At 63.1% G+C, this 13,444-nt stretch carries 13 protein-coding genes; 4 read left to right on the top strand and 9 right to left on the bottom strand.

What is annotated here, in order from left to right:
- The first annotated feature begins 265 nt into the window (after positions 1 to 265).
- Positions 266 to 1,117: a M57 family metalloprotease gene (locus tag LVJ94_37130; GenBank protein ID WXB02527.1), complete on the top strand. Its 852-nt coding sequence runs from the start codon at positions 266 to 268 to the stop codon at positions 1,115 to 1,117.
- A 612-nt stretch (positions 1,118 to 1,729) separates the two neighbouring features.
- Positions 1,730 to 2,563 carry a M57 family metalloprotease gene (locus tag LVJ94_37125; protein WXB02526.1) on the top strand — a complete coding sequence of 278 codons (834 nt, stop codon included), beginning with the start codon at positions 1,730 to 1,732 and terminating at the stop codon, positions 2,561 to 2,563.
- Positions 2,564 to 3,027: 464 nt separating this feature from the next.
- Here the strand turns inward: LVJ94_37125 and LVJ94_37120 are convergent, their stop codons facing one another.
- The 3 genes from LVJ94_37120 to LVJ94_37110 are packed head-to-tail and all read right to left on the bottom strand — an operon-like array spanning position 3,028 to position 4,969.
- Complete coding sequence (locus tag LVJ94_37120; GenBank protein WXB02525.1) at positions 3,028 to 3,462, bottom strand: hypothetical protein; 435 nt, start codon at positions 3,460 to 3,462, stop codon at positions 3,028 to 3,030.
- A gap of 24 nt (positions 3,463 to 3,486) precedes the next feature.
- The gene (locus tag LVJ94_37115) at positions 3,487 to 4,317 is read right to left on the bottom strand and encodes a TPM domain-containing protein (GenBank protein WXB02524.1); all 831 of its coding nucleotides are present in this window, start codon (positions 4,315 to 4,317) and stop codon (positions 3,487 to 3,489) included.
- 22 nt (positions 4,318 to 4,339) lie between these two features.
- Positions 4,340 to 4,969, bottom strand: a complete 630-nt coding sequence (locus LVJ94_37110; GenBank protein ID WXB02523.1) for a LemA family protein — start codon at positions 4,967 to 4,969, stop codon at positions 4,340 to 4,342.
- Positions 4,970 to 5,573: 604 nt separating this feature from the next.
- Between LVJ94_37110 and LVJ94_37105 the strand changes: the two genes are divergently transcribed.
- Positions 5,574 to 6,047, top strand: coding sequence for an Hsp20/alpha crystallin family protein (locus tag LVJ94_37105; protein WXB02522.1), 474 nt, complete (start codon positions 5,574 to 5,576; stop codon positions 6,045 to 6,047).
- Here the strand turns inward: LVJ94_37105 and LVJ94_37100 are convergent.
- The 6 genes from LVJ94_37100 to LVJ94_37075 all read right to left on the bottom strand — a co-directional run bounded on the left by LVJ94_37100 (position 6,006) and on the right by LVJ94_37075 (position 12,465).
- Entirely contained in the window at positions 6,006 to 6,209 is a 204-nt protein-coding gene (locus LVJ94_37100) for a hypothetical protein (protein ID WXB02521.1), read from the bottom strand. The genes LVJ94_37105 and LVJ94_37100 overlap by 42 nt on opposite strands.
- Positions 6,210 to 6,335: 126 nt before the next feature.
- The gene (acs, locus tag LVJ94_37095; protein WXB02520.1) at positions 6,336 to 8,312 is read right to left on the bottom strand and encodes an acetate--CoA ligase; all 1,977 of its coding nucleotides are present in this window, start codon (positions 8,310 to 8,312) and stop codon (positions 6,336 to 6,338) included.
- A 252-nt stretch (positions 8,313 to 8,564) separates the two neighbouring features.
- A complete protein-coding gene (locus LVJ94_37090; protein ID WXB02519.1) occupies positions 8,565 to 9,371 on the bottom strand; it encodes an immunity 49 family protein in 807 nt (268 codons plus the stop codon).
- A 42-nt stretch (positions 9,372 to 9,413) separates the two neighbouring features.
- Positions 9,414 to 10,115, bottom strand: a complete 702-nt coding sequence (locus tag LVJ94_37085) for a ferritin-like domain-containing protein (protein ID WXB02518.1) — start codon at positions 10,113 to 10,115, stop codon at positions 9,414 to 9,416.
- Between the two features lie 165 nt (positions 10,116 to 10,280).
- Positions 10,281 to 12,035, bottom strand: a complete 1,755-nt coding sequence (locus tag LVJ94_37080) for a phosphoenolpyruvate carboxykinase (GTP) (protein WXB10781.1) — start codon at positions 12,033 to 12,035, stop codon at positions 10,281 to 10,283.
- A gap of 214 nt (positions 12,036 to 12,249) precedes the next feature.
- A complete protein-coding gene (locus LVJ94_37075; protein WXB02517.1) occupies positions 12,250 to 12,465 on the bottom strand; it encodes a hypothetical protein in 216 nt (71 codons plus the stop codon).
- A 175-nt stretch (positions 12,466 to 12,640) separates the two neighbouring features.
- Between LVJ94_37075 and LVJ94_37070 the strand changes: the two genes are divergently transcribed.
- Positions 12,641 to 13,276, top strand: a complete 636-nt coding sequence (locus LVJ94_37070) for a hypothetical protein (protein WXB02516.1) — start codon at positions 12,641 to 12,643, stop codon at positions 13,274 to 13,276.
- The last annotated feature ends 168 nt before the right edge of the window (positions 13,277 to 13,444 follow it).

Below are 13,444 nucleotides of genomic sequence, written 5' to 3'. Positions count from 1 at the left end.
ACGATCCATGCGGAAAAATTGAGATTTCATTGGCTACTGCGTTGTCGGTCATAGGACGAAGTGTTAGAGATTCGATTCTCCCGAACTTCGTGACTCACGTGCACGGCGCCAAGAGTTGAAACGGCGCGCCGGTTGATTCGCGTGCAGCGGTGTTCCCTCCTTGGCTTCCACGAGTTCGTCGGTCTCGCCTTCTCTTGTGGGCGGGATCGGCACGATTCCCTTTTTTGGAAGGCACGGCCTTCCGTTGCCCTGAATGGAGTTCACCATGCGTACGAAGAAGCTTCCCGCCATCGCTCGCCAAACCGTTCTCTTGGGCCTTTTCGGGGCTTCGTTCATGCTCTTTGGGGCGGTCGGCTGCGCCGCCGATTCGGATCGGTCCGAGTCGGACGACGGCACGGCCGCACCGTTGTCGTTCGAGGACTGGTCGAAGACCGTCCACGTCGACGAGGAGGGCGTGTGGATCGTCAACGGCGATACGCCCGTCGAGAGCATCGAAGAGCTGCGCATGTTCTACGAGGATTACGTCGTCCACGACAACAGCGCGCTCATCGTGCACCACCCGGGTACCACGGATGCGAAGTGGAACAATACGCAGAAGTTGAACATCACCTACTGCGTGAGCAAGAGCTCCTTCGGGAGCCGCTACAACACGGTGGTGAGCGCAATGTCCGCGGCCACGGGCGCGTGGGAGGCGGCCGCCAACGTCAACTTCGTCCACAAGAGCGGCGAGGACGGCAACTGCACCAAGAGCAACGGCAACGTCGTATTCGACGTACGGCAGACGACCGATCAATCCTTCTTGGCGCGCGCGTTCTTCCCGAACCAAGGTCGCTCCTCGCGCAATGTTCTCATCAGCACCAGCGCGTTCGGAAGCATCGACCCGTATACGCTGGCAGGCATCTTGCGCCACGAGCTCGGTCACACGCTCGGCTTCCGCCACGAGCACACGCGTCCTCAGTCGGGCACGTGCTTCGAGGACAACCAGTGGCGCGCCCTCACGAGCTACGATCCGAAGTCCGTCATGCACTACCCGCAGTGCAATGGAACGCAAACGGGCGATCTGAAGCTGACGACGAAGGACAAGCAAGGCGCGGCGTCCCTCTACGGCGCACCGTAGTCAGGTTTGGGGGGGCTCCGCGCCCCCAAGCCCCCCCAGAAGTCGCCCTTAGAACGCCCCCCGAGAAGATCACAGAGATTGGGTTGAACAGGGAGGACGGGAGAGCGGGAGATTTTCTGATTCCGACCTCCTGATCTCCCGTCCTCCCTGTTCATATTCTGAGTCCGTCCCCCTTCCTCTCACGAGGACAGGGGGACGCTGTCGTTTTGTCGTTGGCGTATTTTTCTAACCCGTAACGATGCTGCCATGGCAACCATTGCGCTCGTGCGTTGCGCGTTAGACGCGGCGCGAAGTGGATGTGTATGCAAGGATTGGTGCCGACGTATATCGAAGTACGAGAAGGGCGCACTTCTAGAAGTGGGAAGAATCAGCGCTTAAATGATTGTAAGACAATTGTTGAAGTGTTAGACAATCGCGCCTCCAGTACTTCGTGACTCACGTGCCCGGCGCAAGAGGCGCCGCTTAGGCTCGCGTGGGGCGGGGTTTGCCCTTCTTGGCTTTTCGCTGGACCACGACCTGAATCGTCTCCACGGGGATCGACTCTTGCCGTCGTCGTTCGCCCCGCTGATGGAAGACTCCAACCCCCCCACCCTCGCCTTCGTGAGTCAAACCATGTCCATTCTTCGCAATACCGTTCTGTTTTTCGGCGCATCGCTGATTGCATGTGCCTCCGCCGGCTGCGCGGCGGATTCCGATTCCAATGCGTCGGAGCCCGAAACCACGGGAACCACCGCGTCGATCTCGTTCGATGCGTGGGAGAAGACCGTCGCTCGTGAAGACGAGACCGGGAACTACATCGTGAACGGCGACCAAGTCATCTCGGGCGTCGACGCACTGCGCTCCTTCTACGAGGAGTACGTCCAAAGTGGCGCCCTCATCGTGCACCGCGCCGGCGGCGCCGATGCGAAGTGGAACAACACCCAGAAACTCAACATCACGTACTGCGTGAGCCGCACCTCGTTCGGCAGCCGTTACAACACCGTGGTCAGCGCCATGAACAGCGCCACGGCCGCGTGGGAAGGCGTCGCCAACGTGAACTTCGTCCACAGCAGCGGCCAAGACGGCAGCTGCACGGCGAGCAACAACAGCGTCGTGTTCGACGTTCGCCAGACGTCGACCACGTCGTACCTGGCCCGCGCCTTCTTCCCCAACGATGGGCGTTCGGCCCGCAATGTCCTCATCAGCACGAGCGCGTTCGGAAACACCGCTCCGTATACGCTGGCGGGCATTCTGCGGCACGAACTGGGTCACACCCTGGGCTTCCGCCACGAGCACACGCGCCCTGAGTCGGGCACCTGCTTCGAGGACAACAACTGGCGCTCGCTCACGACGTACGACTCGGCCTCCGTCATGCACTACCCGCAGTGCAACGGCACCAACAACGGCGACCTCGTTCTCACGTCCCGCGATCGCTCCGGCGCCGCCGCCCTCTACGGCGCCCCGTAACGACGAGCGTCGTCACGTTGCGGTAGAAGACTGAGATTTCACAGGAAGACGGGAAGACGGGAAGGTTTTGAGGCTTCCGATCATGGCGATTGGACCCTCGAAATACTCCCTCAGTCCTTCCCGTCTTCCGCCTTTTGTGAATCTCTCGTCCGCCCCCCGACGCGTCGGGTGTCATGGAAAGCCAAAGCTTCTCCGGTGCGTCCGACCCGTCATGCACGGCCCGCAGTGCAACAGCAGCAATATGGTGACTCGTTCCAACGTCCTCTACGGCGCGGCGCCGTAACGAACCCGGGTGCAGTCGCGTTAGCAGACGGAGATTTTCACGAGAGCGCAGGAAGACGGGCGAAGTTTTTGGGGCTCCCGATCGCGGCACCAAGCCGATTGGAAAACCCAAAAAATCTCTCTCAGTCCTTCCCGTCTTCCCGTCTTCCTGTGAATCTCTCTTCTGTACTCCGGTGCGCGCGTTAGGCTGCGCGGCATTCGTCGCAGCGGTCCGACTTTTTCTTGGCGGCGCTGCGCAGAGGCTTTTTGCACGTGGTGCAGAACAAGGTTGACTTGGCGCAGCCTTCGCAGATGAAGATGCCCCATCGTTCGAACGCTTCGATGCGTGGCTCGTCTTCACAGTGCCCAGGTGAGTGACAAGGGCGTGGCTCTTTGACGCCGCAGCCGGTGCAGACGCAGAGCGGGTGCTGTTGCACGAGCTTGGTAAGCTCGTCGCCGACGCCGCCGAAGGGGGCGACGCCCGTTCCGCGGCAGAGGGGACAGGCGCTGGCGAGACGGTTTTGAACGGCAGCGCGAATGAACTCGCTCTTGTTCGGCATGGCGTCGAGCACGGCCGCGAGCTCCGGCTCGACCTTGAAGGCGACGATGTGTTTCGAGGGACGCGGTTTGCGGGGCATCGGTATAACCATGATTATACCACTTCAATAGCTGTCGCTCGAGCCACCGCCGCCCGATTCGCCGCCACCCCCAGAATATCCGCTTCCTCCGCCGTCGCCGCCGCCCCAGCCTCCGCCGCCACCGCCCCAGCCGCCCCCACCACCGTAGAAGCCGCCTCCGCCGTAGAACCCGCCACCACCGCCACCGCCCCAGCGGTCGTCGTCGTCGCGGTCGCGCCCCGGCCCGAAGCCGCGCCGCTTGGCGCGTGCAATGGCGAAAAGGATGATGACCAGGATGCCGAGCGGGAGAAGCAACGGCACGAACATCCATACGCTCCCGCCCGACGAACGGCGGAGCACCTTGCGATCCTTCGTCGGGCCGTCGCCACTCGTACCGCCGAGTGCCTCGATGATGCCGTCGGTGCCGGCCTCCACCGCCTGACGGAATTGCTCGTCACGGAGCCGCGGTGAGATCTGCTTGCGGATGATGTCGTTCGCCTTCAGGTCGGGAAGCTCGCCGCCCACGCCCTTGCCGGTTTCGATGCGAACCTTGCGCTCGTTCGGCGCGATCACCAGGAGTACGCCGTTGTCGAGGCCCTTGTCGCCGACCTTCCACGCGCGAAAGGTCTCGTAGGTGAAGTCGTCGATGTTCTCGCCTTCGAGCGAGCCGGTGAGAAACACCACCACACCGAAGCCCGCGCGCTGGCGAAACGCGTCGAGCTTCTTGTCGAAATGGGAGATGTCCTCCGGCGTGAGCTTGCCCGCCGTATCCACCACGTGCCCCTTGAGCGGTGGCGGTTCGTACGCGAACGTGGTTCGCGGGATCGCGATGAGGGCGATCCACGCGAAGAGCATCAGCCAGAAACGGGCGAGCACGTCTCTCCTTCTCTAGAGGGCTTTAGAACGACACCTTGGGAACCGCTTGCGATTCGGGGGCGGCCTGGAAGTAGACGCGCGGCTTGAATGCTTTGCCCGTGACCTTGTTGACGACCTGGCCGCCGACCTTCCCGAGCTCGGAGTTGTACTCGCGCACGGCCTTATTGTACTCCTCGCGCGCGCGCAGGACCCGGTTCTCCGTGCCCTCGAGCTGAACCTGCAAATCGTGGAAGGCTGCGTTGGCCTTCAGGTCGGGGTATTTCTCCGAAACCATCAGCAGGCGCGAGAGGGAGCCCTTCAACTCCGATTGCGCTTTTTCGAAGGCAGCGACCTTTGCCGGATCGGAAAGATCGTCCGTGGTGAGCTTGATGCTCGTGGCCGAGGCGCGGGCCTCGGACACCTTCTGCAACGTCTCCGTTTCGTGCGCGGCAGAGGCCTTCACCGTGGCGACGAGGTTGGGGACGAGGTCGGCCCGGCGTTGAAGTTGAGCTTCGATATCTGCCCATTTCTGTTCGGCGACTTGATCCTTCTCGATCAGCTCGTCGTACTTCTGGCAGCCGGTTCCGAAGAACGCGAGCGTGGAGAAGAGCGCGAGCGCGAGGGCCAAAAATAGGCGCCGGGGTCGAGACAGAAGAAGTGCGGGTCGTTTCATGACGGTGTCCAAACTAGTGCTGGGAAAGGGCTCTGTCGAGTTGGTTGAAAAAGATGGAATGGACCCATGGCCACGTGTGTCGTTCCCATGACGGACGACGCAGAGGAAAAAGAAGCAGAGAAAAGCAGAACGATGAAGCGGCAATTCGGAAGAGCAAACGCCGTCAGAAAGGAAGGTAACCACCCGAACGCAGTTGATCAAACACCCCTTTCGCAGAGACCCCTTCGAGCGCTCGGGCGCCGTACCGAGTCACTTCTGAAACGGTTGGATCGCGGACGGATGCACGGAGACCATCGCGTGCAGGCTGTCGCGGGAAGTGAAAATGCATGGGCAAGGCCCGGCGCTCGAAGGGGCCGATATTGACAGGCGCGATCGATGCTTTATCGATGTCGGTCGTAAGGAACGTCACCGGCTAGAGCGGCCGGCACGCGGAGGCGGCATGGTGCCGTCATCCCGGGTGCATTCACGCTCCGTATTCGTCGCGCCGATCGAGAGGCGTGCACGTCGCGGCAGGTCTCCCCCCTGCCGGTCGTGCAGTTCTCTCGCTCGGCACGACACGGGAGCGATCTGCTCGACGCCGTCGACCACGAAAGGGTATCCGCACATGTTGACCTACGAGAATCTGTTCCGTTTCGATCGCACCCTCGACGACGTGATGGGGGCAACCTTCGGCACCGCAACGCATCGCCGTTCGTTCTCGCCGAGCATCGACGTCTTTTCCGACGACGAGCGCGCACTCTTCGTCGTCGACGTCCCCGGCGTGAAACGCGAAGATCTGGACATTACCGTCGAAGGCCGCGTGCTCACCATCAAGGGCTCGCGCAAATTCAACGGGCCGGCGCAGGGCAAAAATGCGCAGGTCGTCCTCGGCCGAAGCTACGGCTCGTTCAGCCGCGCCTACACGTTGCCGGAGGATCTCGATGCTACGAATCTGACCGCGGAACTTTCCGACGGTGTGCTGAGCATTCGCATTCCGAAGCTCGAAGCGGCCAAGCCTCGCCGCATCCAGGTTTCCGTCGCGACGAACGGCCTCCCCTCAGCCCCGGGCGCCGCGCGTGAGGGTGGTGAGGGCAAGTAACACGGCGTGCATCAGCGTCTTCAGCGCTCCACGCAACGACTCGACGACGCGTCCGCTCCACGACCGCGTTGCCATCGCATGCGATCCCCGGCGCGAATCTGCGCCGGTGGGATCGTACGCGGAGGCCGGCCCCGTCACTTCGTCATCGTCGAACGTCAACATCCCCCGTACGTACGTTCGACGATGAGAAGTCTTCCTCGCTGGGAGCCACAAAACCACTGGTGTTAAAGTGGTATTCAGTGGGTGCGCCACGTTCACCGGTGCCGTGCGGTCCGTGGCGCGGGCGCGTCAGTCTTCGTCGGCCCGCAGCTTTGCCAAAACGCTGAGATCTTCCAAGGTCGACGTATCGCCCTTGGCCTCGGTGGCGCCCGACGCAACCTCTTTGAGAAGGCGCCGCATGATCTTGCCGCTGCGCGTCTTGGGGAGTGCATCGGCAAATCGGATCGAATCGGGACGCGCAAACTTCCCGATTTCTTTCTCGATGTGTTTGCTCAAGTTCGCCTTGGTTTCGGCGTTGGCCGTCTGACCTTGCTTCAAGGTCACGAACACGACCAGGGCCTGTCCCTTGAGCTCATCCGGCTTTCCGACCGCGGCCGCTTCGGCCACGAAGGGATGGCTGACGAGCGCACTCTCGATTTCCGCGGTTCCGATGCGATGGCCCGCGACATTGAGCACGTCGTCGATGCGACCGACGACCCAGAAATATCCATCTTCGTCTTTTCGGGCGCCGTCGCCGGTGAAGTAGACGCCCTCGATTTGTTTCCAGTACGCGGAGACGAAGCGCTCGTCGTCGTTGTAGAGCGTGCGCGCCATGGAGGGCCACGGTCTCTTGATGACGAGCTTTCCGCCCTCGTTCGTGCCGCACGGCTCACCGCGGTCTTTCACGACGGCGATGTCGACGCCGAAGAAGGGAAGTCCGGTGCTTCCCGGCTTGGAGAAGCACGCTCCCGGCAACGTGGTGAGCATGATGGAGCCGGTCTCGGTCTGCCACCATGTGTCGACGATCGGGCAACGGCCTCCGCCAACGACGCGGTGGTACCACGTCCACGCCTCGGGGTTGATCGGCTCGCCGACGCTGCCCAAAAGACGCAGCGACGAGAGGTTCGCCTTGTTCGGCCAGTCGTCACCCCAGCGGATGAACGCGCGGATGGCCGTGGGCGCCGTGTACAGGATGGTGACGCCGTGTCGCTCGATGATCTGCCAGAAGCGACCCGGATCGGGAAAGTTGGGCGCGCCCTCGTACATGAGGCATGAAGCGCCGCACGAGAGGGGACCGTAGACCAGGTAGCTGTGGCCCGTGACCCAGCCGACGTCCGCGGTGCACCAATAGAGATCGCCCTCGCGCAGATCGAAGACGTACTTCGATGTGACGTGCGCGCCCGCGAGGTAGCCCGCGGTGGTGTGCAGAACGCCCTTGGGCTTGCCGGTGGAGCCCGACGTGTAGAGCACGAACAGCGGATGCTCGGCGTCGAACGCCGCGGGGTTCTCCGCGATCGCGCGATGCTCCGGCGCAGCCTCGCGCGCCACGAGATCGTCCCACCAGATGTCGCGCCCTTCCTTCATCGTGACGGGCGCCTTCTCTCCTCCAATGCGGCGAAGGACGACGACCTTCTCGATGGTGGGCGTCTGCGCCACGGCGACGTCGGCCATTTGCTTCAACGGGACGACGGAACCTCGCCGCCACGCACCATCTTGCGTCAGGAGAAGCTTGGCGCCGCAATCGTTGATGCGGTCGCGCAAAGCATCGGAGCTAAAGCCGCCAAAGATGACGGAATGGGTGGCGCCGAGTCGCGCGCACGCCAACATGGCGACCGCGGTCTCGGGGACCATGCCCATGTAAATCGCGACACGATCGCCGGCGCGCACGCCAAGGCTCGCGAGCTGCGTGGCAAGGCGCACCGTCTCGCGGTGAAGTTCGAAATACGTGAGCGTGCGCGTATCGCCCGGCTCACCTTCCCAGACGATCGCCGCACGCGTGCGCGCCGCCGTCTTCAAATGCCGATCGAGGCAGCTCTCGGTGATGTTGAGCGTTGCGCCGCCGAAGAACTTCGCCTTCGGTAGGTTCCACTCCAAGAACGACGTGGGCCGCGTGCGGAATACGAGATCACACGTTTGGTCGCGCCAGAATTCTTCCGGCGATTCGATCGACTGCGTGTAAAGCGATGCGTATTCCGCGTGCGACTGGACGCGCGCGTGCGCGGAGAATTCGGCGCTCGGAACGAATTTGCGTTCCTCTTTGAGGCGTGACTCGATCCCGTCTGTCATGGTGCAAAGAGAGTCGTCTCGAAAAAAAATGAATGCAAGCGTGCATCGTTCCCAATGACGCCTTGTCCCTCCTAAAGCCCGACCGCCTGTCTGATGGGGCGGCTGCCGAAAAATCGCCGGCGTCACGGCTGCGCTGGCAGGGCCTATCGCATTGTTTCGAAACTACTCAATTGGGTAGTTTCGAAACGCGCGCTTTCGATACCAATGCAACGTTCCAGCCCTGGCCGCGCCTCGAGGCGCTAGAAATCGAGCCTAAAAATCCAGAAGGAGCGCGGGGACGAAGTCCGAGGTGACGTCGGGCACGATCCCGCGCTCTTTGGCCATCACGAGCAATGCGCCGGCGCGAACGCAAACGAGGCCGGCGAGATCGTCGCGGCGTTCGCCCTCGTTCCAGAAGCGACCATGGAGTTCGAGCACCATGCGGATGGCGGCGCCGAAGCCCGCTTCGTCGCGTTCGAGGAGGCGGGTGAGCGCGGCCAGAACGGGAATCTCGATTTCCTCGACCCGGTCGAGTGCGACCACGCGGACGGCTTCCGCACTGGTCTTGCGCGTGGCAAGGCCCAAGTGCTCGAGTGCGGCCGTCTGGTCGTCGATGGCCGCTGCGCGAAGGACATCGACCAGGTGATATTGGAACTCGTCACCCTTGGTGGGCGAGCGGCGAAGATCGTCCGTCGATGTCTCGAGGAGGCGCACGATGGAGGGCGTGTCGCGGCCTAGCGTCGCCGTCCAAAAGGTGTCGAGCCAGCGCGCGACGTGGATCTGCGTGTCATCCGGCTTGCCGCTCACCGTCTTGGGTGTGTCGCCGAGAGGTAGCTCGAGGGGATGACCGGCGCTGCGCGCGAGTGCAAAGAGGGCGGTGCCCGATTGGGCGGCCACGCGAATCAGCTTGGGAATCTCGGGTGAGCTCTCGTTCACCGTGGCCAGCACACCGGCGCGAACCACCGCATCCGCAATCAGCGTTGCGAGCGCGTAGGGCTTCGTTTCGGCTCGCTCGAGGAGCCGTCGTAAAGTTTTCTCGTAGGTCGCGTTGAGGGCGGTCGCGTGTCGACGTTCGATCACGCGATGTCTGGCAACATGCACGGCCAGGCTTATTAGCACACTTCAGCAGCCCGGTGCCCGGGTGATGCCCGCACGCATGCGCGCGATCTCTTGCAGCTCCTCGGCGAGCTCCAGGGTGCGCCGGCTCGCCGCACGCGCCGCCTCCTGCACTTCCACCGTGGTGGCTAATTTAAGAAGGAGCGAACGACCGAGCTCGTGATGATGCTCTTCGTCCGGCTGAATGGTGCCCTTGTAGAGCGCGGCGGTGGGGAAGTCCTCTTGCTCTTCGCAGAAGACGACGAACTCCGCGTTCTTCACCACCGCCAGCGCCTCGCGGGTGAACTGCCCGGCGGCCACCCTGGCCACGGTTCCCTCCAGGCCAAGGAGGAACTGCAAGAGCGGGCTCCGTCCCTGCGCGAGGGGGTCGAGATCCGACGTGTCGACGCCCATCTCGCGCAGTCGCTTTTGAATCAGCCGATAGTGCTTCGCCTCGTCCCCCGCCTGGCGCGCGAGCGCGAGCTTCACGTCCACGTCGGTGGTCGTCGGGATCCACGCCGCCGCGCACTCGGTGGCCTCCAGCTCGTTCTTCAGCGCGAGCTTGAGCAACGTGGCCACGTCGAGCTTCTTGCCCTCGCACACTTTGCCCTCCGCGCGCTCGGCACATGCGGGCGGCCCTTTGGTGGCAGCAGCAATGCGCTCGAGCGCTGCGCGGTTTTGCGCATCGAGTTCGCGGACGAACGCCTCGGGGGTCAATAGCTCGGTCATGCTCTCGTAACTCTCATGAAAATCAGAAAATTCACATGAAGGACGGGAAGGCGGGAAGGGTTTTTGGGGATTTGCAGTTGGGCCCAGTGTCGACGAGCAGAAACCTCAAACCTTCCCGTCTTCCCGCCTTCATGTTCAATCTCTCTCTGGTTCGTGTGCGCGGGCTCAGTCGAGGAGCTGGCCTGCGCCCCACTTGCGCTTTTTGAATGCGTCGATGCGGGCGAGGAACATTTCCCGCTGGAGCTCGAGCACCTTGGGCAAACGGTCGCCGAATTTTCCATAGAACTCGGCGTGCGATTCGAGCTCGGCCTTCCACTCGTCGAGATCGATCTCGGTCGCCGCATCGACCTGCTCGTGCGAGATGTGCAGGCCGGAAAGGTCCAGGTCGCCCGCGCGTGGAACCCAGCCAAACGGCGTTTCCTGCCCACCGACGCGCAGGCGCGCCCGGTCCACGATCCACTTGAGGACGCGCATGTTCTCGCCGAAACCCGGCCAGAGGTAGTTGCCGTTTTTGTCCTGGCGGAACCAGTTCACCATGAAGACCTTCGGCGGGTTGGTGATGAATGCTTGCATCTCCAACCAATGCGCGAAGTAATCGGCCATGTTGTACCCGCAGAAGGGTAGCATCGCGAAGGGATCGCGCCGCACCACGCCCACCTTGCCCGCGGCGGCAGCTGTCGTTTCCGAGCCGAGGGCCGAGCCGAAGAAGACGCCGTGGGTCCAGCTGAAGGCCTGAATGACCAGCGGAATCGTGGTGGCGCGGCGCCCGCCGAAGATGATGGCGCTGATGGGCACCCCCTCCGGATCCTCCGCGAAGCGCGAAAGCGCCGGGTTGTTGCGCATCGGCGCGGTGAAGCGCGAGTTGGGGTGCGCGGCCTTTTCCGTCGAGCCTTTGCGCGACCAGGGGCGGCCTTGCCAATCCGTCAGCTCGTTCGGGATGTCGCCGTCCTTGCCCTCCCACCACACGTCACCGTCGGGCGTCGTCGCCACGTTGGTGTAAATCGTGTCGTGCGAGATGGTCTTCATCGCATTGGGGTTGCTCTTGAAGTTGGTCCCCGGCGCGACTCCGAAATAGCCAAACTCCGGATTGATGGCGCGCAGACGCCCGTCCTCGCCCACCTTCATCCAGGCGATGTCGTCGCCCACGGTGTAGATCTTCCAGCCTTTGAAGCGGTTCGTGGGCACCATCATGGCGAAGTTGGTCTTGCCACAGGCGCTGGGGAAGGCGGCGGCGACATAGGTCATCTCGCCCTCGGGGCTCTCCACGCCGAGGATGAGCATGTGCTCCGCGAGCCATCCTTCTTTGCGACCGAGGTAGCTGCCGATGCGCAGCGCGAGACACTTTTTGCCGAGCAGCACGTTGCCGCCGTAGCCGCTGCCCACGGACCAAATGGTGTTGTCCTGCGGGAAGTGGCAAATGAAGCGGCGCTCCGGGTTGCAGTCGAGCACCGAGTGCAGGCCGCGGTTGAAGTCGTTGGAGTCGCCCAGCTCTTTCAGGGCGATCGTGCCCATGCGGGCCATGATGCGCATGTTGAGCACCACGTAGACGCTGTCGGTCAACTCGACGCCGACCTTCGACATCGGCGAGCCGGCCGGGCCCATGATGTACGGCACCACGTACATGGTTTTGCCGCGCATCGAGCCGTCGAAGAGCTTACCGAGTTTGTCGTAAGCCTCTTTGGGGGCCATCCAGTTGTTGGTCGGCCCGGCCTCGTCTTTGGTTGGGGTACAGATGAAGGTGAGCTGCTCGACCCGGGCGACGTCGTTCGGGTTGGAGCGGTGCAGGTAACAGCCCGGGAGCTTTTCCTGATTGAGCGGAGTGATCACGCCCGCGTCGACCGCCTCTTTGGTGAGGCGATCTTTTTCTTCCTCGCTGCCGTCGGCCCACACGACGTGGTCCGGCTTGCAGAGTGCAACCATTTCGTTGACCCACGCCAAAAGACGCGGGTTGGTGGTCGGAACTTTCGGGGGCCCTGCCAGCACCGAGCTCGAGCTCGCGAACGGGGCGCCTGTCGGGGAGACGGAGGTCGTGCTCATCTTACGGGTGTACCGCATCTCGTTGTGGCCTTCCAGCCATGCGGTCGCCCGGCATGTATCCTCCGTGCGTCACCCCGACGCAGGGATCATACAGGCGTCAAACGGGGGCGGTGGCGCCGTCGTCGGCGGGTGGCGGATCGCTCTTGTCACCGTTGCCACCGCGGGGCGGCTCCTGCGACGCCGGGGGAAGTGGCTCGATGGAAAAGCTGGGCGTCAGGGCGCCAAGGCCTGCGGACACGGCGAGCAGGAGAGGGAAGAGGAGCGGGAAGCGAAAGCCAGCCATCGGGTGATTCGCCAGATGAGCACGGAGCATGCCGAGGAGACTTCGGGAGCCCTCGGGAGGGCGAGGTGACTTTGAGCTACACTTCATTCGTCCAAGGAAACGGGTACGAATGATACTTCGGGTGGCGGCGATAGGCCTCTTAACGGTGGCATGCGGGTGTTCGGGAACGGGAACCTCGAATGCTTCGGGTGGAAGAACTTCCACCGTGGTCGCGCCGGCGTCCCCCCCCAAGGATGACGGGCACGCGGCGCAGGGCGGGGGAGGGGGCGATGGGCACGCGGCCGCCCTCGAGCAATTGAAGGTTGCTCCGCTGCGAGGGCGCGTCGACAAGCAGCAGAGCATGCGCATCCTGCTTCCCGACGCGGAACATTGGACGCGTGTGAAGTTCATGGGCGTGCCCAGCCTGGTGGGCTTTCGCTACGGCAAAGAGCACCACGCCATCGTCGGCGGCGTCGTGACCCACGTGGCCGACAACGACACGCAGGGCGTGTGCGGCAAGAGCTTCGAGGAGTGGGCCATGCCCTGGGTGCAAAGCTTCGAGGTGGACCTCACGCACGAGGCGCCTTCGGCCTTCGTGTGGAATCGCCCCGAGGACAAATCGAGGCGCATCGTGGAAATCGATTCCGTGTTTGCGAAGACGGCGACGTTGGCCGAGCGTGAATCGTATGCGGTGGCCTTCGCCGCGTACCCGGCCTGGAAGGGCGCGTGCCTCATCGTAGGCATTGCCGTTCCCTCGCGCGAGGACGAAGCACGCGCCCGTGAAGTGCGCGATCGCTTCGCCCACGACATTTTGCCCAAGGTCGAAGTGCTGACCGAGAAAGAGCCGAAGGAGAAATATTAGCCGAACTTTACAGTGGGAGGTTGAGTTTCGAATCGAGATCCTCGAGCCAGTCGAACCGCGGCAGCGGGACAGTCCCGGCGGGACCGGCGCCCTTGCCCGGTACTCGATGCGAGAGGCGCCAAACGTTGCGGCGACTCTCGCCTGTCGAAACGGCATGGCAGCGGCCCC

The organism is Sorangiineae bacterium MSr11367, assembly GCA_037157805.1.
GTDB classification, from domain to species: domain Bacteria; phylum Myxococcota_A; class Polyangia; order Polyangiales; family Polyangiaceae; genus Pendulispora; species Pendulispora rubella.
The sequence above is the reverse complement of the archived record's forward strand: the minus strand, read 5'-3'. Positions and strand labels throughout refer to the sequence as shown.

Coding starts and splice junctions, on each gene's coding strand:
- LVJ94_37130 (WXB02527.1), top strand. CDS start 266: ATGCGTACGAAGAAGCTTCCCGCCATCGCTCGCCAAACCGTTCTCTTG.
- LVJ94_37125 (WXB02526.1), top strand. CDS start 1,730: ATGTCCATTCTTCGCAATACCGTTCTGTTTTTCGGCGCATCGCTGATT.
- LVJ94_37120 (WXB02525.1), bottom strand. CDS start 3,462: ATGCCCCGCAAACCGCGTCCCTCGAAACACATCGTCGCCTTCAAGGTC.
- LVJ94_37110 (WXB02523.1), bottom strand. CDS start 4,969: ATGAAACGACCCGCACTTCTTCTGTCTCGACCCCGGCGCCTATTTTTG.
- LVJ94_37105 (WXB02522.1), top strand. CDS start 5,574: ATGTTGACCTACGAGAATCTGTTCCGTTTCGATCGCACCCTCGACGAC.
- LVJ94_37100 (WXB02521.1), bottom strand. CDS start 6,209: ATGTTGACGTTCGACGATGACGAAGTGACGGGGCCGGCCTCCGCGTAC.
- acs (WXB02520.1), bottom strand. CDS start 8,312: ATGACAGACGGGATCGAGTCACGCCTCAAAGAGGAACGCAAATTCGTT.
- LVJ94_37085 (WXB02518.1), bottom strand. CDS start 10,115: ATGACCGAGCTATTGACCCCCGAGGCGTTCGTCCGCGAACTCGATGCG.
- LVJ94_37080 (WXB10781.1), bottom strand. CDS start 12,035: ATGGTTGCACTCTGCAAGCCGGACCACGTCGTGTGGGCCGACGGCAGC.
- LVJ94_37075 (WXB02517.1), bottom strand. CDS start 12,465: ATGCTCCGTGCTCATCTGGCGAATCACCCGATGGCTGGCTTTCGCTTC.